This window comes from Marinobacter bohaiensis (genome assembly GCF_003258515.1).
In the GTDB taxonomy this organism is placed as follows: domain Bacteria; phylum Pseudomonadota; class Gammaproteobacteria; order Pseudomonadales; family Oleiphilaceae; genus Marinobacter_A; species Marinobacter_A bohaiensis.
On the sequence record NZ_QGEH01000001.1, the window covers coordinates 2,641,927 to 2,668,407 of the forward strand.

The window sequence follows — 26,481 nt, forward strand, 5'->3', positions numbered from 1 at the left end:
AGAACGATCACTTTACCGATCAGTGGGAGGCCTCATGAAAGCGACGACAACCACGAACCTGTTGCACCGTATGGCCGCAACGCCCGTGCTGGAGGCCGGACTGGTCATCGCCTGGAGCTCCGGCTTTATCGGCGGGACCCTGGCCTCCATGACCGCGTCGATCTTCCTGGTGCTGTTCTGGCGCTTCCTGCTGACGGCGCTGATCCTCCTACCGCTGGCCCTGCCGCAGTTGCGGCGGATGCCGGCACGCGACATCGGCCTGCAGGCACTGATTGGCAGCTTCGCCATGTTCGGCTACCTGGCCACCATGATCGCGTCCATCGACATGGGCGTGCCGCCTGGCACCGCGGCGCTGATTGCCGCACTGCAGCCGCTGGCGACCGCGGCGTTGTCGGGCGTCATTCTGGGAGAGAGCGTTGTTCTACGCCAGTGGGCGGGACTGGCCCTGGGCTTTCTCGGGGTAGCGGTATCCGTTGTCGGCGGGCTGAACGACGCCCCCCTGCTGGGTTACGGCCTGGCGCTGGTGAGCATGGCCTGCATAGTCACCGCCACACTGATCACCAAAGCCAAAGCCCGGGCGACGCCGATCGTCCCCACGCTGGCGGTTCAATGCGCGGCCTCCGCCGCTCTGTTCGCGCCACTGGCGATGATGGACGGCGGCTTGACCCCGGAACTGACTCCCGCGTTCGGTTACGCCGTCGTCTGGTTCATCCTGTTCTCGACACTGGGGGCTTACGGGCTCTACTGGGTCAACCTGGCGCGCACGTCCGCCACGCGCGTCTCCAGCCTGATCTACCTGACACCGCCGGTGACGACCGTTTGGGCCTTTGCGATGTTCGGCGAGCCGATCACGCTGCCGGCGGTTGCCGGTTTCCTGCTCAGTCTGGCGGGCGTCTGGCTGGCGCGGAATCGGCAGCCGGATGGGGAACTCACGCTACCGCGAGAGAGCCGCGGGATGGGATAGCGGCTGGAAGGAGACAGCCCGGCGCTGCGTCCGGGCTGTCGCGCCTGAGTTTCAGGCGCCCTGCGTTTTCTTCAGACTCTCCTGTTCACCCTGAGCGTGACGCGCGGCGCGGGCCGCATGCAGTTTCTTGTAGCTCTCGATCAGGCGCAGGTGCTTGTCCAGGCCCTCCAGCTGCATGTTGGTCGGGGTCAGGCCGTGGAAACGCACGCTGCCGTCGACGGTGCCGACCACGGCGTCCATGGTCTGCTCGCCGAACATGCGGCGGAAGTTGTAGAGGTAGTCGTCCAGTTCCAGCTCGTCGTCGAGCACCACTTCCAGTACGGCGCACACGGCGCGGTAGAACAGCCCACGCTCGACGGTGTTGTCGTTGAACTGCAGAAACGCCTCGACGAACTCCAGCGCCTCTTCGTGCCACTGCAGCGCCAGACAGATCAGCGCCTTAAGCTCGAGAATGGTCAGTTGGCCCCATTCGGTGTTCTCGTCGAATTCCACACCGATCAGGGTGATGATCGTCATGTAGTCGTCAAGCTGGCTGGCTTCCAGGCGCTCCACCAGGTCCGCCAGCTGTTCGTCGCTGAGGCGGTGCAGGTTTAGGATATCCTCGCGGTAGTCCAGCGCCATGTTGGTGTTATCCATGATGAGGTCCTCGACCGGATACACCTCGGAATAGCCCGGCACCAGGATGCGGCAGGCCGGCGCGCCCAGTTCCTCATAGACCGCAACGTAAACCTCCCTGCCCAGCTCGGCGAGGATGCCAAACAGGCGCTCGGCCTCCTCGTCATTGGTACCGGAGAAATCCCACTCGACAAACTCGTAGTCGTGCTTCGCGCTGAAGAAACGCCAGGAGACCACGCCGGTGGAGTCGATGAAGTGCTCCACGAAGTTGTTGGGCTCGGACACTGCCTGGCTGTTGAACGTCGGCGGCGGCACATCGTTCAGCCCCTCGAAGCTGCGGCCCTGCAGCAATTCGGTCAGGCTGCGTTCCAGCGCCACCTCGAGGCTCGGGTGCGCGCCGAAGGAGGCAAACACGCCGCCAGTACGCGGGTTCATCAGGGTGACGCACATCACCGGGAACTGGCCACCCAGGGACGCGTCCTTCACCAGCACCGGGAAGCCCTGCGCTTCCAGCGCTTCCAGGCCTTCGACGATGTCCGGGTACTTGGCCAGCACGGCCTGCGGCACGTCCGGCAGGACAATCTCATCCTCGATGATCTGCTTCTTCACCGCCCGCTCGAAAATCTCGGACAGGCACTGCACCTGCGCCTCGTTACGGGTGTTGCCGGCGCTCATGCCGTTGCTCAGGAACAGGTTCTCGATCAGGTTGGACGGGAAATACACCGTCTCGCCGTCGGACTGGCGCACGAACGGCAGCGAGCAGACACCCCGGTCACTGCGGCCGGAGTTCGTGTCGATCAGGTTGGACCCACGCAGGTCCCCCTCCGGGTCGTAGATGGCGCGGCAGTGCTCGTCCAGGATGCTCTCGGGCAGCTCGTCGTTCGGGCCGGGCTGGAACCACCGCTCGTTCGGGTAATGCACGAAATCGCTGTGGGCGATCTCCTGGCCGAAGAACTGGTCGTTGTAGAAGAAGTTGCAGTTCAACCGCTCGATGAATTCACCCAGCGCGGAGCACAGGGCACTTTCCTTGGTGGCCCCCTTGCCGTTGGTGAAGCACGCCGGCGACGCCGCGTCGCGGATGTGCAGCGACCACACGTGCGGCACGATGTTGCGCCAGGAGGCAATCTCGATCTTCATGCCCAGGTCTTCGAGGATGCCCGTCATGTTGGCGATGGTTTCTTCCAGCGGCAGGTCCTTGCCCTCGATAAAGGTGCGGTCGGCGCTGTCGGTGTCCACCATCAGCAGGGCCTGGGCGTCCTCGTCCAGATTGTCGACCGTCTCGATCTGGAACTCCGGCCCGGTCTGCACCACCTTTTTCACGGTACAGCGGTCAATAGCGCGCAGGATGCCCTGGCGGTCCTTGTCCGACAGGTCCTCCGGAAGCTCCACCTGGATGCGGAAGATCTGGTTGTAGCGGTTCTCCGGGTCGACCACGTTGTTCTGCGACAGCCGGATGTTGTGGGTCGGGATATCCCGCGCCTTGCAGTAGACCCGCACGAAATACGCCGCGCACAGGGCCGACGACGCCAGGAAATAGTCGAACGGGCTGGGAGCGGACCCGTCGCCCTTGTAACGCAGGGGCTGGTCCGTGACGACGGTGAAGTCGTCGAACTTGGCTTCCAGTCGAAGGTTTTCGAGAAAGTTGACTTTGATTTCCATTGCGGGGATTACCAGGTTCGGAGAATTTGACGGGCTCAACGATCGAGCCACCGCCATTATCCAGTTTTGCGGGGGCGGCGTCTGCACCGATTGCGCAGCGAACCGTACGCGTTGCTGCGTACCGGGCCGGCTCACCGGACACGAAAAAGCGCCCCGCCGGCGGGCGGAGCGCTCTCAAGATGAAGGCTGCCTGCGACGGAGCCGTTATCCCCGGCTGGCGTCGATCAGGTGTTCCAGATCGGCCTTCACGGCCTCGACCGGATCGCTGTCGCGGGTCAGGAACTGGGCGTTGCCCCGGGCATCGAACGCGATGACGGCCGCGGCGTGGGAGACGTCGTAATTGCCGTCCGCGTCCGGCTCGCCGTAGCTGTAGGAAACGCGGAAACGATTGGTCACGTCGTCCAGCTGCTCTTTATCGCCGGTCAGACCGATGAACTGCGGGCCGAAGGCGTTGGTGTAGGTGGTCAGGGTTTGCGGCGTGTCCCGCTTCGGGTCCACCGACACGAACAGCACCCGGAACGCCTCCCGATCAGACGCATCCAGCTGCCGGGTGATCTGCATCAGCCGCGCCAGTGTGGTCGGGCAGACGTCCGGGCAATGGGTGTAGCCAAAGAAGACCAGGGCCGGCTTGCCGGCGTAGTCCTGCTCGGTCACCGTCCGGCCATTCTCGTCGACCAGCTCAAAGTCGAGCGACGGCAGCTTGTCGGAAATATCCGCCGTGCGCCAGTCATCGGCTTTGCAGCCAACGAGCATCACGGCGATCAGCAGCAGGAAAAGGTGTCTCAACATCGTGTATCCAGATTATCAGCTTGTTCGGGTATCGGGCGTCACATATCCGCCGGCGATACCACGTCGAAGGTCACCGGCAGAGGGTCGTGCCCTTCGAATTCCAGTGTGACCTCCACGTCGTCGCCCAGTTCCAGCGGCACCGAGCGCTGCATCAGCATCAGGTGGTAGCCGGACGGCGCCAACTCGAAGCTCTCACCGGCCTTGATTTCGATCGCGGGCACGGCGTGCATGTGCATCATGCCGTCTTTTTCCATGCTCTGGTGGATCTCCACCTTGCCGTAGGCATCGCTGTGGGCCCCCACCAGCTTGATGGTCTCGTCACTGCCGTTGTGCAGGTGGAAGTAACCCGCCCCAGGGATATCACCGGGGAGCAGGCGCACGCGCGCATCCGACACCTCAACGTCGCCGGCGAAGGCCATTCCGGTGGACAGCACGAACGCCGTGGCGCCCATCAACAAAGCGTTGGCAAGGTTACGCATGGAGTCATCCTTATCTCGAATGTTGCTGTGGTCTGAGAGCGCGTGCTGACGATCGGCACCGACGATCTCTAACAGAAGGCCGCCAGGCCGCAGTTGGAGGTAAACTGGCGGGAATTAACATCCAGCACGATCTGATGTTTGGCGGTGTCGTAGAAGAAAGACTTGAAGCCCTTATCACTGTCCGCCACCCGATAAGTCCCGCAGATGCCGTAACCGACCCGCACTTCCTCAAGGTTGGCCAGCTCCACCATACTCGCGCTGGCCGACGGCATGGTCTTGGCAATGGCCCGCTGGATCTCGAACCCTTCCTTGGTCTCCGACAACGCCTGCCCCCCGAAAATCGTCGCGCCCAACAGCGCGCAGCCCAGCAGGGGAATGGCGAAGACAAAATAGAAAGGACGCGGCAGTTTCTTCATCTCAATCAATCGCTTTGGTGTATGTGGAGACATTACGAGCGCACGGACACCGTGGATGCCCTGGCGGCGTTTGATGGTCACGGATTATGCAATAGGTGGGCACGCGGTGGGAAGTTCGGGGATGCCGCAGGACTCGTGGGAGTGATGAAGGATCGCTGAACACCGATATCGCCCTTCCCCCACCATCCGTCTTTGCCGACACTGTCTTTTCCCGCGGGTATTTGCTTCAATGCCCGGTCTCCGTTTTCGAGAGTGTCCGCCGTCGTTTCTGGCCTTTATCCGGCCCGGTCTGTGCCGGCTCCGGCGGGCGCTCTGCTCAGTAACCACGTAACTCAGGGAACATCCGAATGCTGTTTCGTAACGCCCGAATCTATCGGTTCACCAAGCCGTTTGATGTCGCTCTTGATGAGCTGGAACGCCAGTTGGAAGCGGACGCTTTCAAACCCTGCGGTCCGCAGGAGTCTTTCCGCCAGGGCTGGGTTCCGCCGCTGGGGCGTCATGGCCAGCAGCTGGTGCACAGCGCCAACGGCTATCACCTGATCGCCCTGCGCAAGGAAGAGCGCGTGCTGCCGGCGGCTGTGATCAAGGAGGCGGTCACAGAGCGTGTCGAGATGATCGAGGCCGAGCAGATGCGCAAAGTACCGCGCAAGGAGAAAGACGAGATCAAGGAGCAGTTGACCCAGGAGCTGCTGCCCCGCGCCTTCACCAAGTCCAAGCGCACCTTTGCCTACCTGGCGCCCAAAGACGGCTTCATGGTGGTGGACGCCGGCTCCGACAAGCAGGCGGAAGAGATCGCCACCACCCTGCGTAAGGCCATCGGCTCCCTGCCGGTGCGTCCGCCCGCGCTGGAACAGGCGCCGACGTTCACCTTCTCCGGCTGGCTCAGCGAGACCGTGGATCTTGCGCCGGCGTTCGAGCTCGGTAACGAGTGCGAGCTGAAGGACACAGGAGAGGAAGGCGGCGTGGTGCGCTGCAAGGGCCTCGACCTGCTGGGCGACGAGATCCGTAATCACCTCAACGCCGGCATGCAGGTGACCAAGCTGTCACTGAGCTGGGAGGACAACATCTCCTTCGTGCTGGACGAGGAACTGACTCTGCGCCGCCTGAAATTCGGCGAGGACTTCCAGGAAAAGCTGGACGACATCGACGCCGACGATGCGGTCGCCAAGTTCGATGCCTCCTTCAGCCTGATGACCCTGGAATTGGCGCGCCTGTTCCCGGCGATGCTGGAAGCGCTGGGCGGCGAGGACCGTTCGGCGATTGTCGAGGAAGACGCGGCGTAGGTCGCCGCTGGGGCGGCCCGCGGGGCCGCTCCGAAACTGAAGTTTCGGCTACACTCTGGGGCACCTGCCAGGCAATGTAGCGGGAGCTTTAGCTTCCGAGGCGCCTAACAGGCGCCCAGATTCCATGGATGGAATTCACATGTCGTACAAAGAAGCCGTTCGGCACCGTCAATCGGTGATCGGCCAAGAGTACCTCATCACGATCTGCCTTCAGGATCGACAGCCCCTCTTCCAGCACTTTGATTTAGCCCGCGCTGTTGTCCATGCCTTCCGAAAAATGGAAGCCCAAGCTCAGGCATCCGTTCTTGCCTGGGTTGTGATGCCGGACCATCTGCATGCTCTGATTTCACTGTCGAACCCTAAAGGGCTAGGCAATACGGTCGCTCACTTCAAGATCGATGTGTCCCGATGTGCCAGCCGCCGAATTCCGTGGCAAAAGGGATTTCATGAGCGAACATTGCGGAAAGCGGATGATCGAAAGGATATTGCCCGGTATATCATTCTGAATCCCGTGCGAGCGGGTCTTGTTGCCTCCGTGCGGGAGTATCCACATTGGGACTCGGTTTATCTTTGACGTGCATTCGGCAGCCTTGGCGACTGCTCCGAAACTGAAATTTCGGCTACACTCTGGGGGCTTCTCCCAGGCAATGTAGCGGGAGCTTTAGCTTCCGAGGCGCCAGAAAGGCGCCCTACTACCCCCTCAATTTCTCCCGCTGCCAATCCGTCTCCGGCTCGTTGAGCGGCAGGCGCAGGTCCATGACGTCTTCTTCCATGTTGTAGGTGAGCTGGAAGCCCAGGCTGCGGGCGAGGTTGAGCATGGGCTGGTTGTCCGGCAGGACGTTGCCGATCATTTCCACCGTGCCCCGCGAGCGGCAATAGTCGATCATCTTGCGCATGAGGATGTAGCCCAGCCCTTCCCCTTTCAGGTGGTCGCGCACCATCACGGCGAATTCGCACTGCAGGTTGTCGGCGTCGGTCCAGACGCGCACGGTGCCGAGAGTTTCCTCACCCTTGCCGTCTTCCCGTTCGGCGTTGGCGATAAAGACCATTTCCCGGTCGTAGTCGATCTGGACCATCTGGGCCACGTCTTCGTGGGAGAAATGCTTGCGGTACTGGAAGAAGCGATAGCGGATGCTTTCCGGCGACTGGCGCTGGTGGAATTCCAGGTGCGCCGGTTCGTCCTCCGCCAGCACCGGGCGGACGATGACCTTGCGGCCGGACTTGGGCAGCACCACCCACTCTTCGAGCTCGCGCGGGTATGGCTGGATGATCGGCCGGCCCGGTTCCCTGGCCAGATCGATGGCCACGTCCACCGCGACGGCACCATCACGATCGAACAGAAGCGGCAGGATTTCCAGCCCCTTGATCTGGGGAATGTCGATGACGATCTGCGACAGGGTCACCAGGGTCTCGCAGATCGCACGGATGTCGTCTTCCGGCTGCAGGCTGTATTCCCGCAGCAGGCGGTACATGTAGGTGCGGCGCAGCAACTCCTTGGCCAGGACCATGTTCAGCGGCGGCAGGGCGATCTGGCGGTCGGTCATGACGTTGACGCTGGCGCCGGCGGCACCACAGACCACCAAAGGCCCGAACAGGGCGTCGCGGGTGATGCCGGTACTGAAGGCGATGCCCCCCAGGTGCTGATAGGTGCGCTGGACGGCAAACCCGAGGAAGCCGCTGCGCGGGAAGTGGGCGCGGTACTCTTCCATCAGGACGTTACAGGATTCGATGATGGCGGATTCGCTGTTGAGCCCCTGGATCGTCGACTTGTAGCGGCCGCGGCCGGTCTGCTCCTCCAGGAACGGGTGGCAGCCGCGCTCGTGGATCAGGGTGACGTCGATGGGGCGACGCTCCACCTGGAAGCTCTCCACCACGCCGTCCACATCGTCGCAATACACCGTGTCGACGGTGCGGATGCCGTAATCGGCAATGACCGCCCTCGCCTCGCTGTTGGACAGGTGGTTGCGCCCGGAGCGGTGCGCCTTCATGACGATCTTGCGCGCCAGGGCCCGGTCGGCGTAGTGGTCGGTGAAGGACTCGGGGGTCTCCCGCAGCAGCCTCTGCACGCGCTGGTGATGGACGTGCTGCATGAAGGCCTTGACCGCCTTCTCCGGCGAGAAGAAGGAGGGGATGCCGGCACGATAGAACTCGTCGCGGGCATCCAGCACGGTGGCCTGTCCCAGCCAGCAGGTGAAGATATTGAGCCGCGTGCCCTTGGCGGCCTGTACCACGGCGTCTGCGATCTGCAGGCTGTCTTCGGTGAGGCTGGGCGCGTACATCACCAGCACATTGGAGACGTTGGAATCCTTGGCCAGGATGCGGATGGCCTCGGCGTACAGTTCAGGCGAGGCGTCGTAGTTCAGGTCAATCGGGTTCTTGCGGGTCCAGTAGGACGGCAGATGATTGGCCAGGGCGTCGATGGTGTCGTTGGAGAGGCTGGCCAGTTCGCCATCCAGCGCCGCCAGGCGGTCCACCGCCAGCACGCCGGGGCCAACGCCATTGGCCATGATCACCAGTTCCTCGCGCCGCACCGGACGCATACGGGTCAGCGATTCCAGGGCGTCGAACATCTGGCTCAGGCCATCCACCCGCAACACACCGGCCCGGCGCAACACGGCGTTATAGATCGGATCGGTGCGGGTGACACCGATCGGTCGCTCCGCCGGCATCCACTCGGATTCCGGCACCCGGCCGCTCTTGACCGCAATCACCGGCTTGGTGCGGGAGGCCACCCGCACCGCCGACATGAAGCGGCGCGGGTTGGGAATATTTTCGATGTGCAACAGGATCGCGCGGCAGCGGGTGTCCTGGGCGAGGTAGTCGATGAGGTCATCGTGACCGATGTCCATGCCGTCGCCGAGGGTCAGGAAATGTGAGAAGCCCACGCCCCGGGCAAAGGCCCAGTCGATGATGCTGCTGGCCACGGTGCCGGACTGACCGACGAACGCCACCTTGCCGGGAATGGCGCCCATGTGGGCGTAGGTGGCGTTGAGGGAGCGGAACGGCACCATCAGACCGATGGTGTTCGGTCCCAGCACCCGGATGCCGGCCTCGCGGGCGGCGTCGCGTACCGAGTACATCAGTGGCTGGCCGGTCTTGCTGTGGGCCCGGGACATGCCGCCGGTCATGACGATGGCGGTGCGCACGCCCGCCTCACCCAGTTGGCGCACCATACGCGGCACGGTGTCCGGCGGCGTACAGACAATCGCCAGATCCGGCTTGAAGGGCATCTTGGCGACCTTGGGCACACAGGGCACACCGTGGACGGTCTGGTACTCGTTGCGGTTGATCACCAGCAGCTTGCCGGGAAACCCGCCGCCCATCAGGTTGCGCAGAACCATACCGCCCAGGCTGTCGGTGCGCTCCGACGCCCCGGCGATGACGATGGAATCCGGATTGAACAGGCTTTCCAGATAACGCGTACCCACGGTTTCTTCTCCCCCTTTGGCCTGCTCTCATGGTAGGCGGTCGACGGCCGGTTGAAAACGAAACTTTTGCGTTTCCAAGGCAAATTCCGGCCCGGCGTGCCGCCCCGGAACCCACTGGCCCGCCTACAAAAATCCAGCAAAGAAAAAAAGCGGCCCCGGGGCATCCCTGTTAATATGGCTATAAAAGACGCACTCCAGTGATACAGCACCACGGGATCAATAATGACAACAGCGTTCTTCTATCATGAGGATTTCCTCAAACACGACATGGGGCCGGAGCACCCCGAGTCGCCGGACCGCCTGACGAACCTGATCAGCTATCTGGCCGACAACGGCCTGGACCAGGCACTGGATTGGGTGCGCCCGGAAGAAGTCACCCGTGACCAACTGCTGCAGGTGCATCCCGACACCTACCTGCGCCAGCTGGACATGATGCAGCCGACCCGCGGCCGTGTGTTCACCGATCCCGACACCGCGATGATGCCCCACACCCTGCGCGCCGCCCGACTGGCCGCCGGGGCCAACGTGCAGGCAGTCGACATGGTGGTCTCCGGCCAGGCCACCAACGCGTTCATCGCCGCCCGCCCGCCGGGCCATCACGCCGAGCGCGGACGTTCCATGGGCTTCTGCTTCTACAACAACATTGCACTGGCGGCGCGTCATGCCCTGAACTTCCATGGGCTGGAACGGGTCGCCATCGTCGATTTCGACGTGCACCAGGGAAACGGCACAGTGGACATCGTGCAGGGCGACGAGCGGGTGCTGATGTGCTCCAGCTTCCAGCATCCGTTCTACCCGCATTCCCACGTCTATCGCTGCGCGGAAAACATCGTGAACACGCCGGTTTCCGCCGGCACCACCGGCTCCGATTATCGTCGGCTGGTGGAGGACGCGTGGCTGCAGAAACTGCAGGACTTCAAGCCACAGATGGTGCTGGTGTCCGCCGGGTTCGACGCCCATGCCGCGGACCCCATGGCGGAGCTGCAACTGCAAGTGGACGACTACCGCTGGCTGACAGACCTGATCACCAGCGTGGCCGCCGATTCAGCCGACAACCGGGTGGTGTCGACACTGGAGGGTGGCTATCACCTGAAAGCGCTGTCCGAGGGTGTTACGGCGCATCTTGAGGGGCTAACCGCCATCAAGGATTGAGCGGCGAGGTGTTGCCGGGTAACGCGAAGATACTGTCCAGAGTGCCGTCCTGACGCAGACTTTCCAGGGCCGCCCTCATCTCGTCTTCCAGTTCGGGGTGTAGAGCTCGACGGGACATATACAGATGCCCCTCCTGCCCGGCCCGAAAGTTGCGCATGCGGAAATCCTCCGGTGACAGATCGAGAGACGCCAGGGTGTGATAGATCGCCTGGTCACTGCACAGAATGGCACTGACACGCCCCAGCTTGAGCATCTCCAGCGCCTGAAAGATATCCCGCACGGCAAACTTGTGGATGCCCTGTGCCCGGGCGAACGCCTCGCCGTAATAGGTTCCGTGAACGAAGGCGACGGGTTTGCCCCGCAACCCTTCCAGGGTCAACACGACGTCCGATGATCTCAGGCCTGTCATGATCGCGCGCGTCGTGACAACCGGCCCGAGATCAATAGCCTCGTCCGCCAGCCGGGGACTTTCAAAAAGCACCACGAAATCCACCTCGCCGCGCAACAGCTCGGTGATGGCCCGGCGGTGGGGACGCAGTTCGTACTTGACGGGAAGGTCGGCCCGGGTGACCAGTTGGTGGGCCAGGTCGACCAGGGAGCCCTCGGGGGAGCCGTAGCGGCCGGCGTAACCCCAGGGCCAGACTTCGGGGATGGCAAAGATGGCGGGCTCATCGGCATCGGTCGCGTAGACCGATGCGCTCCCCAGCACGAGAGCCAGGGCAGCCAATCGCAGCAAGGCGGTCAGGTTCAAACTCGTGCTCTCAGGCAATCATCGAAGCTGCCAATCTAGCACGGTCTGACCCACCTTGCCGCTTTTACCGGACCGCAGACGTCAGACCGCCGCCTGCTGACCCGAGGAGGTCATAACCTCCTCGCGAATGCCGTCCCAGCCGTCCTTGATCTGGCGCAGCAGGCTGGACACTTCGTCCAGCTTGGCCACGTCGTTGTGCCGGTTGGCTTCGAACAGGGTGCGCTCCATATACTCATAGAGCGATTCCAGCCGCTCGGCCAGTTCGCCGCCCTGCTCGAAATTCAGGAAGCCGCGCAGGCCGCCGATGATCTCGATCGCCTTGCTGATCAACTGCCCTTTGCCAGCGATGTCATTGGCCTGCATGCGCGCTTTGGCCATGTTGATCCGCTCCAGGGCACCGTTGTACAGAAGCTGGATCAGCTTGTGCGGATCCGCATCGGTGATGCTGGTCTGGGTGTTGACGCGCTGATAAGCCTGTAAACCGTTCATGATGAACCTCTCACTTCTCCTGCAAGCCAGCGATGATTAGCTGTCATTGCTGTTGTTGGGTGCCAGCGCGGCCAGTTGCTGGCTGATGTATTCCTGGGTGTTATTGAGCTGCGCAATCAGCGAATCGGCCGCCGTGAACTGACTGACCAGCCGCTCCCGGTATCGGGTCATGCGATCTTCCAGTTCGAGACGCTCTTCCTCGATCTCGGCCAGGTCGTCCTGAAGGTTGTCGGTCCGGTTCTCCAGGGTGCCATCGGAGCCCAGGATATCGGTGACCATATTGACCGTCTGCTCACCGATCCCCTCGATGAAGGACACGGTGCCGCGGGGACCGGTCTGGTCCCCGGTGATGCGAACCTGCATGCCGGCGGCGCCGACAGAGCCTTCCACGAACAGGATTTGACCTTCCCCGGTCGCACGCTGGCCGTTAATGGTGCCCGCCACGTCCTTGCCCACCGTACCGGTGGCCACGCTCAGCCCCAGGTCCGCCGCGGAATTGGTGTCTACAGATGCGATGCTGACGTTGGATTCGCTACCGAACGCGCCGGACTTGAACGACAGGGCACCGCTGGTGCTGTCGAAATCCACCTGCACGGACTTGCCGGAGCTGCTCAGCGCCGTATTGGTGTTGAGCTGCTCCTGGATCTGGGCGGCCAGTTCCTCACGGGTGTAGGTGCCCGCATCCAGGGTAATGCTGACGGAGGTTTCGCCATCCACCTTGAACGTCAGGTTGTCATTGTCGCCGTCGATGGTGACTGATCCTGCGCCCACGTTGGTGCCGGTCAGCGAGCCCTGGGTCGCCGCCTGGGTGATGTTGATGCTGTACTCACCCGGCTCGGTATTGATACCGCTGCTGACGAACTCCACCTGGGCATCGCTGGTCCGCCCCTGCTCGGCAAACAGGGCTGTGACGTCGTCCGGGTTCGCCTCAAGCTGCTCAACGAACTTCTCCTGGTCGAACTCAAGCTTACCGGTCTCGTAGTCAGTGGTGATGCCCACGTCCGCCAGGGTGCGCACCGCAGAATCTTCCAGCCCCGGCACGATGCGGGTCAGCATGTTACGCAACCCGTTCTGGATACCGCGCACCGTGGAATCGCCGGACAGAACGCCGGCCGTCTGCGTCTCGGAGTTATAACCCGCCAGACCGGAAATGGTGTCCTGCAGCGCGTTGAATTTTTCAACAAAACTCGCCACACGATCCGTCACCGCGCCGGTGTCCTGCTCGACCTTGACCGTGGACGTGACACCCTCAGCCTTCACCTCGAAGGTCAGCCCGTCGATGACGTTGTCGATGGTATTGCTGGAACGGGTGATGCTGATCCCGTTGACCTGGACCACTGCGTCCTTGGCCTCAACCGTCTCGGTCAGGTTCTGGGCGGTGCCGTTGAAGACGAACTGGGACAGGCCGGCGGCGTCGGTGTTGTTGCCGTCGCTGTCATTAACGCCGATGCGAATGGCGTTGTCGGTACCGGTTTCGTCCGAGGACATGACCAGACGATAACCGTCGCCGGTGTCGATCACGCCGGCGGACACGGCCAGGCCGGAATCGTTGATCTCGTCGGCAATGCCCTGCAGCGTGTTGTTGGAGCTGTCGATATCGATCAGCTTGGTTTCACCGCCGACGCTGATGCTGAGGGTACCGGTGCCGACCGGGGTGGCGTCACGATCCTCGAAGGTGCCGGACGCGAGAGACTGGGCCTGGGCCAGGCTGTCCACCTGCACGGTGTAGCTGCCGCGGCTGGCTTCGGTGCTGTCGACGGTGACTGCCACATCCTCGTTGGAGGAGGAGGCGGAGAAGGATTTGAGATTGTCGGCTGCACTCAGCTGACGCATTGGCAGGCGCAATTCCGTAATCGCGCTGCGCAGCGTGCCGTAGGCTGAGATCAGCGTCTCCGCCTTTTGCTGTTTGCTGTCCAGCCGGTTGGTGACCGGCTCTTTCTCCGCAGCCACCAGCTGATCGACGAGATCCGAATTCAGGACCCCGGAACCGATACCCAGTGATGAAATGCCTGCCATAGTTTCAGCCCCTCAAGAAGGCAACCTATCCCTTTGTACGCTTATCGGCCAAAAGCGGCAAAACTTTGCCCTTTGCCCCGATCGCTTTGTAACAATATGTATCCAGACTGCGAGATCTCACAGTACGCTTACGACACTCCGCCGCAACCGCGCCAGCCATTGAAGCCTCCAGAAAAGCACTGCCATTTCAGGTCCCTGGATGCAAAACACCGCCGACCCCATAGGAGCCGGCGGTGCTGAAATACCGCTATTTGGGCCCGGCATGACACCGGCAAGACCCTACACTTCGATATTGAATAGCGTCAGCGGTTCGTCCTGCTGCAAGTTTTCGGCCAACCTCAAAGCCACGTCGTCCGGAATCTGCCGAATGACCTCATCGGTCTGCTGGTCCACCACCCTCACGATTGTCTTGCCGGAGTCGTTGTCGACCTCAAACTGGAGGTCGCGCTGAACCGTCTGCACGAAGTCGTTGAGTTGGGAGACCGCCTTATCCAGAGATTCTTTCTGGGCTTCCTGCTGATTCTCAAGACGCTGCACACGGGACTGGTCAGAAGCCTGTCGCAGTGCCACCACCCTGGAATCGGAAGCCGCCTGGGCTCGAGCGGAAGGCGTGTTTCCTTCAGCCTGAGGTGACGCAGACGCCCGAGCCGGAGGCTGATCACTGGAGCGAACCAGCTTCAAATCCGGGCCATTCAGGTTTACGTCAGTCATAGCTCACCCCACTATCCTGATACGGCGGAAAGCCGGCCCCCGAAAGGGCCGGCTTTTACCGTGCTATCCCTGTTACTGCAGGAGGGACAGAACCTGCTGCGGACGGGCATTGGCCTGAGCCAGGACCGAGATACCGGCCTGCTGCAGAACCTGGGACTTGGACAGCTTCGCGGTTTCGGATGCGAAGTCGGCGTCCAGGATCCGGCCCTGGGCAGCGGACAGGTTCTCAGAGGTGGTCGCGATCGCTTCGATGGTGGACTCGAAGCGGTTCTGGATCGCACCCAGGTCCGCACGCTGGCTGTTAATCGAGGACAGCGCGGCATCGATCGTTTCGATAGCGGCGTTCGCGCCATCAGTGGTCGTGATGTCAATCTCAGCTACGGAGCTCAACGTACCACCCCCGTCAGCGATTGCTGTTGTTCCGCCAGAAACACTGAAGGCGCTACTAGAGGAAAGGTCAACAGTGCCCGTCACAGTACCTGCGGTCGCAGAGCTGAAATCGACACTACCACCTTCACTACCAGCCATGGTGGCTGCGGCCGTTCCGGTGTTTGCGTAGCTCGAGATACTGATGTCAGCACCACTCTCGCTAGTCAGCTTCAGTTGCTCAGTACCGGATTCCGTAACAACCTGAGCCGTAATACCGGTTACCGCGGAGTTATCATTGATCGCATCTGCAAGTGAGGAATAGTCGCCGCCAGTAACGGTCGCGGAAATCGAGACCTCTTCCCCAGTTCCATCGTTCTCACCGGCCAAATCAAAGCTAACTGTACCGTCAGCAATACCGCTCAGAGTTGCCTCAGTTCTTGCACTCGCTGTTACACCAGTATCGGCACTGAAAGCGTTAATACCCGCAGCAATGTCCTGCGCTGAATCTCCGGCCACTGTCGTGTAGGTGCCGCTGGCACCATTACCAGAAACCTCTATCGCCTCACTTCCGGCAACAGCGTTAGATGCAGCCGCTTGACCAAGCGCGGTACCGCTTGCACCAAAGGTATAGTTGCCAATATCCGTTCCACGCGCGCTGCCCATGGTGACATTGATAGTCTGGTTGGCATTGGCGCCGACCTGGAACTGGGCGTTAGTAAAGTCGCCGTTCAACAGGGTCTGGCCGTTGAAGTTGGTGGTGTCGGCGACGCGGTTCAGTTCCGCCTGCAACTGGCTTACTTCGGCCTGCAGCGACTTCCGGTCAGAAGAGGAATTGGTGTCGTTGGCCGACTGGACCGACAGCTCACGAATCCGCTGCAGCAGGTCACCGGCCTGCCCCAGCGCGCCTTCAGCGGTCTGTGCCAGGGAGATACCGTCGTTGGCGTTGCGCTGGGCAACGTTCAGGCCGCGGATCTGTGAATCGAAACGAGAGGAAATCGCCAGACCAGCCGCATCGTCTTTAGCCGAGTTGATGCGCAGACCGGAGGACAGACGCTCAAGAGCCTGGTCCGAGAGAGACTGGGACTTGTTCAGGTTGTTCTGAGCGCTTAAGGACGCAACGTTAGTGTTGATACCGAGAGCCATGATGCTTCTCCTTGAAACCGTCAGTTTTGACTGGAAAGAGGTCTGGCGCCCGTTTTCATCAGTTGGGTGCGCCGCCCTGCTGTAATGCTTAGCGGCGAGGGTTAAGAATCCTTTAGAAAGAATTTCGGATTTTCTTGTTAACTAATGTAAATCACTATCACGCTTTCAGTTTTATTTTACTTTTCATAAAGATAGGTCGATAAAAAATCCTTCCTCATATCGCCTCAACGCCTAAAGCGGGTGCAAGACCCGGCCATCCCATCGAGTGCGTCTGCCGCTCGTGACTTCCCCACACTCGGTTGAAAAAGCGGCAATTCCCTTCCTGCCGGTCAGTCAAAATATCGGCGCCCGCAAGCCGACCCGTCTCGCGACAAATTATTTTTTACAATCATTATCAGTGACTTATAAATAAAAACAAGAAACTGGCACACACTTCGCTTCTGGCACGGCAACGCTTGCATTTTAACGAACGTTTGCCGGTAGGGCGTCCTTTTGATCGGGCACTTGGGTTCCGGCTTTTCCTGGCAAGGAGAAACAGCATGCCTCAGATCATTAATACGAACCTTGCGTCGCTGAATGCGCAGCGCAACCTGAACACGACCCAACGGGACTCGGACACCGCGATGCAGCGTCTGTCCTCCGGCCTGCGCATCAACTCGGCCAAAGACGACGCCGCCGGCCTGGCCATCTCGGAGCGATTCACCTCCCAGATCGATGGTCTGAACCAGGCGATTCGGAACGCCAACGACGGCATCTCCCTGGCACAGACTGCCGAAGGCGCGCTGGGACAATCCGGCGATATCCTGCAACGGATTCGCGAACTGTCGGTCCAGTCCGCCAACGCCACCAACTCCGCCTCCGACCGCCGGGCCCTGCAATCCGAGGTCAACCAGCTCAAGCAGGAGCTGGAGCGGGTGGCTACCACCACCGAATTCAACGGCCTCAAGCTGCTCGACGGCTCTTTCCAGGCCCAGCAGTTCCAGGCCGGCGCCAACGAGAACCAGACCATTGCCGTCTCTATTCAAGGCGCACGAACCACGGATCTGGCCAACAACAGTGTGAGCGCCTCAAACACCACTGCCGGACAAGGCAGTGGATCTGTTTACGCCGCAGCGGCTGGCGATGCGTCAGCGGCAAACACCATTGCTGCTCAGACGCTGACCGTCTCCAGCTCACTGGGTGAGGCCACTGTGGATGTTGAGAGCGGCGATACCGCCGAAGACATCGCTGCGGCGATCAACCAACAGGTGGATGCCACGGGGGTCGAAGCACAAGCCCGAACCACGGCTGACTTATTCGGCCTTGGCGGTACAGGCACTGTTTCCATGACGATATCGAGTGGAGGCGAAAAATCGACGATCTCCGCCCAGATTGACGACGTCGACGATCTGCGTCCCTTGGCGCGCGAGATCAACTCCGCGTCAGGTACCACAGGTATTACCGCTGAAGTGGAGGATGGCCGACTGACGCTTGTGCAAGCGGAAGGTAAAGACATCCTGGTTGAGGATTTCACATCCAACGCCACAACACCTACCGCCAGCTTCCGCGGTGGCGCTGAAGTGGACGGAGACGCCATCACTCTTGATGGGTCAGACGACACCGCCGATAGCGCGCGTGCTTCAGGCGAAATCACTTTCGACTCGTCTTCGAGCTTTGCCGTATCATCCAGTATTGACGACACCGCCGGCAGCATTTTGGATGAGGCCGGTGGCACCGCCGTCGGTTCCACCACAGAGGATGTCTCCAGCATCGACATCAGCACCGTGGAAGGCGCCAACAGCGCCATTGCCGTGATCGACGCCGCCCTGGAGAAAATCAGTGGCATCCGCGCCGACCTGGGTGCCGCCCAGAACCGGCTGGATTCCACCATCTCCAACCTGAGCACCACGTCCGAGAACCTGTCAGCCGCCCGCTCCCGTATTCGCGATGCGGATTTCGCGGCGGAAACCGCGGAACTGGCGCGGACCCAGGTGCTGCAACAGGCGGGTCTTTCGGTCCTGTCCCAGGCCAACGCCCAGCCGCAGCAGGTCTTGCAGCTGCTGCAGGGCTAAGCCTCAGCGGAACCCGAAAAGGCCGGCAACTTGCCGGCCTTTTTTACGCCCGTCTTTTGCACCAACTTTGAAAATCCGCACGTTCCGCCTGCCGACACCGACCATGTCGTAAAACTGGCACGCCTTTCGCTCTACCTCTCCCAAAGGCCCATTCCCGGCCCAAAGCTGCAGATTATTGCCGGTGCCACCCTGCCGGCGGCAAGGAACAGACGAGGTGATCCATGCACGCACAGCACCACCCGCAAGTTGGTCAGAACGATAGAGTCGCGATTGCGCGCCTGTTGCTCGCCGCCAATTCGACCTACAACCAGTCGAACGATCCCGGCAACAGCTATGCGGCCCGGCTGGAAGCTCGTGAGGACAGCCGCCACTATCTGGCTCAGGTAATGGAGCGGACCCACGACAACGCGGCAGCCTGGGGACTGCTGGGCCGTCTGGAAATGGACGACGGCAACCTGGACACCGCCCAGGCGCTGTTTGAGCGCAGCCTGTCCATCGACCCGGATCAGCCCCAGCAATACACCAACCTGGGTTACTGGGCGCTGGCCTCGGAACGCCCGGCCCTGGCCGAGCAGTATTTCCAGGAAGCGCTGAACCGGGATCGCCAGTCGGCCTCGGCTTTCTGCGGTATGGCCCACGCCAAGCGCCAACTCGGTCAGTTCGATGTCGCCTACCTGCACTACCGCAAACTGCTGCAGCTCAACCTGGAATGGCCGTCGATCTACAGCGGCATGGTGGCCTGTGCCGCCCAGCTCAGCGTTGATCAGGCGGACCAGGAACTGGCCTACGACGCCATCACCCTGCTCTCGCGCGACGACATTCCGCACCAGGACCTGGGACGCTTCGTGGCGGCGATCCTGCGCCACCAGTACGACCTGGACAACCCCGATGCCCGGGTGCTGCTTGAAGCCGCGGCTGACGACGAGCTCCTGCTGCTGGCCCTGGAAAAGACCCTGATGCCGGACCCGGCCGTGGAATCCTTCGTGACGCTGCTGCGTAACGCCATCCTGAGCGAAGTGGCGACCACCGCCACCCTGCGGGACGGGCTGCACCGGCTGGCCATCGGCATTGCCCTCTACGCGGACCGCACCGGCTACGCCCTGCCCGCCGGCGACAACGAGGCTCGGGTGATCGACGCCATCAACAGCAGCGTCTGCGCGCAATTCGCGTTGGGCGAAAGCATGGAGGCCATTGCCGGTTCCCTGATGATCAGCGCTCTTTATGGCGCCCTGTTCCACCAGCCGTTCGCAACGCAACTGGGCCGCTGGGGACTGACCGAGTGGCCGACAGGCCTGCAACCGCTGTTGGCAGCCAGCTACTATCACCGCGCCACCGAGGAAGCCATCAAACAGGGTTTTGAGGAAAAGCAGGATGAGCTGGCGCTGGCGCCAGAAGATGTGCCCCAGGCCTGGCCGCACTGGCAGACGTTGAGTCAACATCCCCAAACCAGCCTCAAGGCCATCATGCGCTCGCGCCTGCGCCTGGATACCGACAACCTGCCGGACACCCTGCGTCTGATGGTATGCGGTGCGGATTCCGGCCAGCGAGCCCTGGAGCTGGCGCGCAGCCTGAGCGATGTGGAAATCATCGCCGTGGACGAGAACCTGTCCAACATTGCCCGCGCCAGTCGCACGGCCCAGGATATGGGCCTCGAACAGATCGTGTTCTGGCCATGGTCTCTGGCGAGCCGGTTCATTGCCGACGGCAACCGGGTCGACTGGATCGAGCTGGGCCGACCGCCCTCTACCCACGCCAGCCACGTGTCGCTCGCCGGAGTGGTCAACCAGGCGTGCCAGCAAGGCAGCATCGTGCACCTGCGGACCAGCATGGCCGGCGATTCCACCGCCGACGCCCAGATCCGCCAGCTGATTGCCCGGCACCAACTACCGGAAACCAACGATTCCCTGCGTCAACTGCGTAATCTGATTACAGAGAACGCCCAGGACCCGGCCCTGGCGGCGCTGCTCGAAGAAGAGGATTTCTACGGTCTGGGCGGCTGCCACAACCGCTGGTTCCGGCCGCAGGATCCGCACCAGCTTCGCTCGCTGCTGGCACTGATGTGCAACGAGGTGGACTGGAAGCTGGTCCGTGCCCAGGACAGCGACGGTCACGGCCTGGCCCTGTCACCGGTACAGCGGCAACTGCGCGCCGAGGCCAGCGGCAGCGATGTGCAGAGCGTCTGGGGCCAGCCTCTGGGCCTCTATTTCATGCGTCGTCGTTAAGACCTCTCGGAACGGCGGCCCTTTGGCTGATGTCAGGGCCGCCGCGAGTCCAGGAAACGCTGCCAGTCGGCCAACGTATCCACGTCCCAGCGGGCCGGCAGGCAATGCACGCGGCAGCCGGCCTCGACCAACGCATCCCGGGTTTGCTCAAGCGCCTTGTCGGTGCCCCAGGCTATGCCATTCAGAACAGGACCCAACGGCCGCCGGGCGCCTATGAGAACAAAGCCGCCGTCATCCGACGGTCCCAGCACCACGTCATCATCAGCCAATGCCCGGATGGCCTCAGCGATGTAGGCCGCATCCACCGACGGACAATCACTGCCTACGATGACCGCCGCCCCGGCCTGTTTCAGTTCGGCATCCAGCGCTCCTGACATACGCGCTCCCAGATCCTTCCCCGCCTGGATGCGCTGCGCTACATCGGCAGCTTGCAGGCGGTCGAGAATCGACGTGGCGTGGCCCGGGTCGTCAGGCCGTGCACGATCCCACCAGAACGACACGGGCAGCCCTGTCGATAGCAGATTGTCGAGCACAGCACCCGTGAGGCGGATATGGGCGTCAAGCGCACCGCGCTCGCCGAGGTCCGCCGCCAGCCGCGTCTTGACGCGGCCGGGTTCCGGCCACTTGGCAAACTGGATCAGGCGAACGCCGTCAAAATCACTTGGTTTTGGTCGCGGCATTGGGGGACGCAGCCTTGGAGGGTGTGACGTTGGGATAGTAGAGGCGAGCGAGGTGGACGGGGTCCTCACCACGCCAGTAACGGAAACGCAGCTGCCACATCAGCAGGATGGTCCGCAGAATGCCGTGCTTTTCCCAGCGACGGCTGTCCGTCACCGCCCGGGAGCTGACGCAAAAGGGCTTGGAGAGTGGCAGCAGACGCCGGCTCAGGGCAATGTCCTCCATCAGCGGCACGGTCTCGAAACCGCCCACTTCCTCGAAGATGGCGCGTCGCACGAACATCGCCTGGTCGCCCGTGGCTATGCCGGTGATGCGCGATCGCAGGTTCATGGCGTGACCGATCACCCGCAGCAGGACACGATCGCCGGACAGACGCACGTCGAACCGCCCCCAGGCTGCCGGGCTGTCGACGAAGCGCTGCAGGTGCTCGAGGGCGTCCAGCGGCAGGCGCGTGTCGGCATGCAGGAACACCAGCACCTCACCGCCAGCAACGGCGGCACCGGCATTCATCTGGTGTGAACGGCCACGCGGCGACTCCACCAGTCGATCGCAGAGTGAGCGCGCCTGCTCGACGGTGGCGTCGTCGCTGCCGCCATCCACCACGATCACCTCGTGCCCTTCCTCACGCCATCCCTGCAGGTCGTTCAACGCCATTCGGACGCTCTCCGCCTCGTTGAGTACGGGAACGATAAACGACACATGCAGTGGCACGGTAACCAAGAAGGACTCCAGAACTTTCGAATGACGGTGGGACCGTTAAATTAACAGGACAGCGGCTCCAACACCAAGGTTCCCGTCCAACCCGCAGCGCGGTTGAGCCGTGGCAACCCGATGGGTATGATACCCGTCCTTCGCCCCCGTAGCTCATCTGGATAGAGCGGTCCCCTCCTAAGGGACAGGTAGCAGGTTCGAGTCCTGCCGGGGGTACCACTCCTATTGCATCCCCACAGCTTAAGCGCCCGCAATGCCACCTCTCGTCAGATTTCCGGCACCCGACAGGGCACACGTTGACGACGCCCCCGCTGGCCAACGCAACGCCCCAGCCCCGCCCCCTCGCCATTCTGGCCCACTTTGTGCAAAGGCCAAGGCAGAGTAAATCACTTTGCCGATCAGGGGCGTACCACCATGTCACTGCTGTCATCGCTGGCCCGGGCCAGTGCCAGTTTCCAACAGGCCGCGGAAAATCGCGCCGCGGCGAAACAGAACGCCGCCCAGGCCGCTGCAAAGGCGACGCCGGCCAAGCAGGAAACCGGTTCCGACGACAGCGTCACCCTGACCGGCGACACCCCATCATCCTCGAAAAACCGCCTGTCGGTGACATCCTACAAGCAGAATGTGGGGCAGGATCATGCCTTTGTGCAGGATACCCTGCGGCATAAACTTGCCGAATATAACCTGAATCCGGCAACGCGCATTGCGGTGGAAAAAAACGAGAGCGGCGGTTTTGCAGTGAAGGCGATGATGCCGGAAAGCACCCGCCAGCAGATCGAGAAAGATCTGGACAACAACAAGGCGTTCCGGGAGGCATTCAACCGGCTCAGCGTCAACGAACCGACCGTTTCCTTCGTCGACACGGCCCTGCGCCTGAATCAGGCCTACGGCGTCAACAACGCGGTTCTGGACCAGATGGTGAGCGAGAATCAGCAGTTCAACGGCCTGCAGGATCTCGCCCACCGCTACGACAGCCTGCGTCGGAATGTAGGCTCGACCACGGCTGAAGCGGCCGGCCAGGCCAGACAGTATGCGTTCAGCCTGAACGCACGCGCCTGATCCGACCGCCCTGAGGCGCCGTTACCGGAACGGCGTCGGGTCGCCCTTGCCTTCCCTGACCAACTCTGGCACTTCCCCACAGAAGTTAACCACCGTCGTCGCCTCGAGTCCGCAGAAACCGCCGTCGATGATCAGGTCCAACTCATGCTCGAGGGTTTCACGAATGTCGTAGGGGTCGGTCATCGGGTCGGTTTCCCCGGGCAGGATCAGGGTACTGCTCATGATTGGTTCCCCCAGCTCAGCCAGCAACGCCTGGACAATGGGGTTGTCCGGCACCCGCAGGCCGATGGTGCGACGCTTGGGGTGCAGCAGCCGCCGCGGTACTTCGCTGGTGGCATCCAGGATGAAGGTGTACGGCCCCGGCGTGTAGGTTTTCAGCAGCCGGTACTGGGTATTGTCCACCTTCGCGTATTGCCCGATGTCGGACAGGTCCCGGCAGACCAGCGTAAAGTTATGCTTGTCGTCCAGTTGCCGGATCCGCTTGATGCGGTCCGTCGCCTGCTTGTCTTCCAGCTGGCAGCCGATGGCATAGGCGGAGTCGGTGGGATACACCACCACGCCACCGTTGCGGAGAATGTCCACCGCCTGCTTGATCAGCCGTAGCTGGGGCGTTTCGGGATGAATCTGGAAAAACTGGCTCATTGTGCATCCTTACTTGGTTGACAACCGGACGGGGCCCGGGGCACTCAGTGTTTGTCGTGCTTCGAGCCGCCCATGCACTGTGGCGATGAGGGCGCAACGCCATTGCGGGTTTGCCATTCCTCCGGGGTATAAAGGTGCAGGGCCAACGCGTGGACGCCGGCCTGCAGCTCAGCGCCCAGCACGCCGTAGATGGCCTGATGACGCTTGACCCGATTCTTGCCTTCGAAGTCGCCACTGACCAGGGTGACCTTGAAGTGGGTTTCGGAGTTGGGCGGCACGCTGTGCATGTGGCTTTCGTTTTCCACCCGCAGGTGGTCGGCCTGGAATCCGTCAGTCAGTTTCTTCTCGATGGCCGACTGAATGGGTGCGGCTGTTTCGGGCATAATAGTCCTCCCTTTGCTGGATGCCGTTATTGTAACGTAATCCGGGGGTCCCCGGCTTGACACTCAACAGCGGCTTCGCCATCTTCCATCGCCTGTTTTAACCGCGGTCGTGCCATGCGTCTTTTTATTGCCGAAAAACCCAGCCTCGGACGGGCCATTGCCAGCGCCCTGCCCGGCGAAATCCAGAGAGGCCGCGGCTGGCTCCGCTGCGGCGAACGCGACGTGGTGACCTGGTGTATCGGCCATCTTCTGGAGCCGGCAGAGCCCGGCCACTACGATCCACGCTGGCTCAAGTGGCGCCTGCATGAGTTGCCGATTTTCCCGGAACATTGGGAACTCGCGCCCAAGAACAGCGTGCGCGACCAGCTCAGGATCGTCGAAGGCATGCTGGCCAAGGCCGACACCGTGATCCACGCTGGCGATCCGGACCGCGAGGGCCAGTTGCTGGTGGACGAAGTCCTGCGATACTGCCGCTATGGCCGACCGGTCGAACGCCTGCTGATCCAGGACCTGACGCCGGCGGCGGTGTCCCGGGCGCTCAACCAGATGCGCGACAACCGCGATTTTCGGCGTCTGTCCCATTCCGCCCTGGCCCGCCAGCGCGCCGACTGGCTCTACGGCATCAACCTGACCCGCGCCTACACCCTGCGTTACCAGCAGCAGGGTCAGCAAGGGGTCTATTCCGTCGGCCGCGTCCAGACCCCGGTTCTGGGGCTGGTGGTGGAGCGGGACCAGACCATCGCCGATTTCGAACCGAAGCCATTCTTCACCCTGACCATCAACTGCGACACCCCGTCGGAGACACCGCAGTCGTTCGAGGCACGCTGGCGCCCGGACGAACGTTTCCGCTCGGCCATGGATGAGGAAGACCGCGTCCTCGATCGCAAGGTCGTCGAATCGGTTGCCGAGGCCGTCCAGGATCAGAGCGGCACTATCACAGACGCCCGCTTCCGCGAACGCCAGGAAGCCCCGCCATTGCCACTGTCGCTATCGATACTTCAGATCGAAGCCGGCCGACTGTTCGGCATGAACGCCAAGGCGGTACTGGACTCGGCCCAGAACCTGTACGAGAAACATCAACTGATCACCTATCCACGTTCCGACTGCCGCTACCTGCCGGAAGAGCACTTCAGTCAGCGACACGATGTGATCCGCGGGCTGTGCGGTGTCGCGCCCGGGCTGACCGAATTCGCCGACCGCGCCGAACTGAACCGCCATTCACGGGCGTGGGACGACGAAAAGGTGGACGCCCACCACGCCATCATCCCCACCATGCGGCAGCGGCCGGCCGGTAACCTGAGCCGTAACGAGCGCCGCGTCTACGAGCTGGTGGCCCGCTATTACCTGATGCAGTTCTTCCCGGAGGCGATCCATCGTGAGGGTCGCCTGGATCTGACCATCGAGAGCCATGCGTTCCGCGCCACCGAAACCGGCGTTGTGGCACCAGGCTGGAAAGAACTGGAACTGCGCAAGAAGGAAGCGTCGGAAAAACCGTCCAGGGCCCTGCCCCGCCTGGATAAGGGCAACGAAGTGCAGTGCCGGTCGTCCGAGATAAAAGACAGGATGACCCAGCCGCCGTCGCACTTCACCGACGCGACACTGTTGTCGGCGATGACCAACATCGCCCGTTTCGTTGCCGACAGCGAGCTGCGCAAGACCCTGCGCGACACCGACGGACTGGGCACCGAGGCCACCCGCGCCAGCATCATCGAGACCCTGTTCAAGCGCGAGTACCTGTATCGTGAAGGGCGCTATATCAAGGCCACTGACAAGGGACTGGACCTAATCGCCGCCCTGCCATCGGCGGTGGCCAAACCGGACATGACCGCCGTCTGGGAGGCCACGCTGGAGCGGATCCGTCAGGGCGAAGGCGATCCGCGCGCCTTCCTCGGCTCCCTCGAGGACCAGATCCGCGAATTGCTGGCCCCGTTGCGTGACGGCACTACAATGGGGGGTACAACGCATTGGGCGCCCGAGCAGACCGGCGTCCACTGCCCCCAGTGCCGCTCGCCCATGCGCGAGCGGGAAGGCAAGTTCGGGCGCTTCTGGGCCTGTTCACGCTATCCGCAGTGCCGAGGCACCCGCCCCATCGAGGACACAACGGACCATGCTGACGGCGCCGATCAGGCTCCGACGCCCTGCCCGGCCTGCTTTTCACCGCTGATCCGGCGCCACGGCAAAAAAGGTTGGTTCTGGGGCTGCAGTAATTACCCCGGGTGCCGACAAACAGTGAGCGATGTGGACGGCAGACCGGCCACGGCCGGCCCCGGACCCGCCGGATAAAAGCGGGACGCGGTAGGCGCGCCGTATAGGCAACCGCGCCCTTTATTACAACGATGTGGCACAATCGCGACGCTTGGTTAACAGTCGGCAACACATTGACACTGACCGCCCCGAGGCAATTTGCAAGAATGTTTTCCATAATGGCCCGGATACCGCATGGACAACCGGGCCTAATATTGCAGGAGACA

Annotated in this window: 22 protein-coding genes and 1 tRNA gene; 9 read left to right on the forward strand and 14 right to left on the reverse strand. The window is 62.2% G+C overall.

The features are described 5' to 3' along the window. The first annotated feature begins 34 nt into the window (after positions 1 to 34). A complete protein-coding gene (locus tag DKK67_RS11855) occupies positions 35 to 964 on the forward strand; it encodes a DMT family transporter (protein ID WP_111496533.1) in 930 nt (309 codons plus the stop codon). A 51-nt stretch (positions 965 to 1,015) separates the two neighbouring features. Here the strand turns inward: DKK67_RS11855 and DKK67_RS11860 are convergent, their stop codons facing one another. From DKK67_RS11860 to DKK67_RS11875, 4 genes are all read right to left on the reverse strand, one after another. Beyond that, positions 1,016 to 3,238, reverse strand: a complete 2,223-nt coding sequence (locus DKK67_RS11860; protein ID WP_111496534.1) for an OsmC domain/YcaO domain-containing protein — start codon at positions 3,236 to 3,238, stop codon at positions 1,016 to 1,018. Positions 3,239 to 3,442: 204 nt separating this feature from the next. Next, the gene (locus tag DKK67_RS11865; protein WP_111496535.1) at positions 3,443 to 4,027 is read right to left on the reverse strand and encodes an SCO family protein; all 585 of its coding nucleotides are present in this window, start codon (positions 4,025 to 4,027) and stop codon (positions 3,443 to 3,445) included. A 38-nt stretch (positions 4,028 to 4,065) separates the two neighbouring features. Next, entirely contained in the window at positions 4,066 to 4,506 is a 441-nt protein-coding gene (locus tag DKK67_RS11870) for a copper chaperone PCu(A)C (protein ID WP_111496536.1), read from the reverse strand. Between the two features lie 68 nt (positions 4,507 to 4,574). Then, entirely contained in the window at positions 4,575 to 4,922 is a 348-nt protein-coding gene (locus tag DKK67_RS11875; protein ID WP_111496537.1) for a hypothetical protein, read from the reverse strand. A 347-nt stretch (positions 4,923 to 5,269) separates the two neighbouring features. On the opposite strand from DKK67_RS11875, the gene rdgC reads away from it, so the two are divergent. Beyond that, a complete protein-coding gene (rdgC, locus tag DKK67_RS11880; protein ID WP_111496538.1) occupies positions 5,270 to 6,205 on the forward strand; it encodes a recombination-associated protein RdgC in 936 nt (311 codons plus the stop codon). A gap of 139 nt (positions 6,206 to 6,344) precedes the next feature. Continuing rightward, positions 6,345 to 6,779 (forward strand): REP-associated tyrosine transposase, encoded by a 435-nt coding sequence (locus tag DKK67_RS11885; protein ID WP_111496539.1) that lies wholly within the window; start codon positions 6,345 to 6,347, stop codon positions 6,777 to 6,779. Between the two features lie 118 nt (positions 6,780 to 6,897). On the opposite strand, the gene DKK67_RS11890 is transcribed toward DKK67_RS11885, so the two are convergent. Beyond that, positions 6,898 to 9,633: a bifunctional acetate--CoA ligase family protein/GNAT family N-acetyltransferase gene (locus DKK67_RS11890; RefSeq protein ID WP_111496540.1), complete on the reverse strand. Its 2,736-nt coding sequence runs from the start codon at positions 9,631 to 9,633 to the stop codon at positions 6,898 to 6,900. A 222-nt stretch (positions 9,634 to 9,855) separates the two neighbouring features. Between DKK67_RS11890 and DKK67_RS11895 the strand changes: the two genes are divergently transcribed. Continuing rightward, positions 9,856 to 10,785 (forward strand): histone deacetylase family protein, encoded by a 930-nt coding sequence (locus DKK67_RS11895; protein ID WP_111496541.1) that lies wholly within the window; start codon positions 9,856 to 9,858, stop codon positions 10,783 to 10,785. Here the strand turns inward: DKK67_RS11895 and DKK67_RS11900 are convergent. From DKK67_RS11900 to DKK67_RS11920, 5 genes are all read right to left on the reverse strand, one after another. Further along, positions 10,775 to 11,536 (reverse strand): substrate-binding periplasmic protein, encoded by a 762-nt coding sequence (locus DKK67_RS11900; protein ID WP_162628825.1) that lies wholly within the window; start codon positions 11,534 to 11,536, stop codon positions 10,775 to 10,777. The genes DKK67_RS11895 and DKK67_RS11900 overlap by 11 nt on opposite strands. An 81-nt stretch (positions 11,537 to 11,617) precedes the next feature. After that, on the reverse strand, positions 11,618 to 12,025 hold the full coding sequence (gene fliS, locus DKK67_RS11905) for a flagellar export chaperone FliS (protein WP_111496543.1): 408 nt from the start codon (positions 12,023 to 12,025) through the stop codon (positions 11,618 to 11,620). 36 nt (positions 12,026 to 12,061) lie between these two features. Next, positions 12,062 to 14,041 carry a flagellar filament capping protein FliD gene (fliD, locus tag DKK67_RS11910; protein WP_111496544.1) on the reverse strand — a complete coding sequence of 660 codons (1,980 nt, stop codon included), beginning with the start codon at positions 14,039 to 14,041 and terminating at the stop codon, positions 12,062 to 12,064. 279 nt (positions 14,042 to 14,320) lie between these two features. Beyond that, entirely contained in the window at positions 14,321 to 14,752 is a 432-nt protein-coding gene (locus tag DKK67_RS11915; RefSeq protein ID WP_111496545.1) for a flagellar protein FlaG, read from the reverse strand. 72 nt (positions 14,753 to 14,824) lie between these two features. Continuing rightward, entirely contained in the window at positions 14,825 to 16,264 is a 1,440-nt protein-coding gene (locus tag DKK67_RS11920; protein WP_111496546.1) for a flagellin N-terminal helical domain-containing protein, read from the reverse strand. 539 nt (positions 16,265 to 16,803) lie between these two features. Here DKK67_RS11920 and DKK67_RS11925 point away from each other — a divergent pair. Together DKK67_RS11925 and DKK67_RS11930 are read left to right on the forward strand one after the other, a co-directional pair. After that, a complete protein-coding gene (locus DKK67_RS11925; RefSeq protein ID WP_111496547.1) occupies positions 16,804 to 18,315 on the forward strand; it encodes a flagellin N-terminal helical domain-containing protein in 1,512 nt (503 codons plus the stop codon). A 221-nt stretch (positions 18,316 to 18,536) separates the two neighbouring features. After that, complete coding sequence (locus DKK67_RS11930; RefSeq protein ID WP_111496548.1) at positions 18,537 to 20,537, forward strand: tetratricopeptide repeat protein; 2,001 nt, start codon at positions 18,537 to 18,539, stop codon at positions 20,535 to 20,537. Positions 20,538 to 20,569: 32 nt separating this feature from the next. Here the strand turns inward: DKK67_RS11930 and DKK67_RS11935 are convergent, their stop codons facing one another. Further along, the gene (locus DKK67_RS11935) at positions 20,570 to 21,217 is read right to left on the reverse strand and encodes a TIGR04282 family arsenosugar biosynthesis glycosyltransferase (RefSeq protein ID WP_111496549.1); all 648 of its coding nucleotides are present in this window, start codon (positions 21,215 to 21,217) and stop codon (positions 20,570 to 20,572) included. Continuing rightward, positions 21,195 to 21,926 carry a TIGR04283 family arsenosugar biosynthesis glycosyltransferase gene (locus DKK67_RS11940; protein WP_322873914.1) on the reverse strand — a complete coding sequence of 244 codons (732 nt, stop codon included), beginning with the start codon at positions 21,924 to 21,926 and terminating at the stop codon, positions 21,195 to 21,197. The genes DKK67_RS11935 and DKK67_RS11940 overlap by 23 nt, the downstream gene beginning before the upstream one ends. Before the next feature lie 142 nt (positions 21,927 to 22,068). Here DKK67_RS11940 and DKK67_RS11945 point away from each other — a divergent pair. Together DKK67_RS11945 and DKK67_RS11950 are read left to right on the forward strand one after the other, a co-directional pair. Then, positions 22,069 to 22,145, forward strand: a tRNA-Arg gene (locus DKK67_RS11945). 195 nt (positions 22,146 to 22,340) lie between these two features. Then, positions 22,341 to 22,985, forward strand: a complete 645-nt coding sequence (locus tag DKK67_RS11950) for a hypothetical protein (protein WP_111496551.1) — start codon at positions 22,341 to 22,343, stop codon at positions 22,983 to 22,985. Between the two features lie 21 nt (positions 22,986 to 23,006). On the opposite strand, the gene DKK67_RS11955 is transcribed toward DKK67_RS11950, so the two are convergent. Continuing rightward, positions 23,007 to 23,627 (reverse strand): L-threonylcarbamoyladenylate synthase, encoded by a 621-nt coding sequence (locus DKK67_RS11955; RefSeq protein ID WP_111496552.1) that lies wholly within the window; start codon positions 23,625 to 23,627, stop codon positions 23,007 to 23,009. Between the two features lie 44 nt (positions 23,628 to 23,671). Next, entirely contained in the window at positions 23,672 to 24,010 is a 339-nt protein-coding gene (locus DKK67_RS11960; protein ID WP_111496553.1) for a BolA family protein, read from the reverse strand. 114 nt (positions 24,011 to 24,124) lie between these two features. Here DKK67_RS11960 and DKK67_RS11965 point away from each other — a divergent pair, with 114 nt between their 5' ends. Further along, positions 24,125 to 26,293, forward strand: coding sequence for a DNA topoisomerase III (locus DKK67_RS11965; RefSeq protein ID WP_111496554.1), 2,169 nt, complete (start codon positions 24,125 to 24,127; stop codon positions 26,291 to 26,293). Positions 26,294 to 26,481 lie beyond the last annotated feature (188 nt).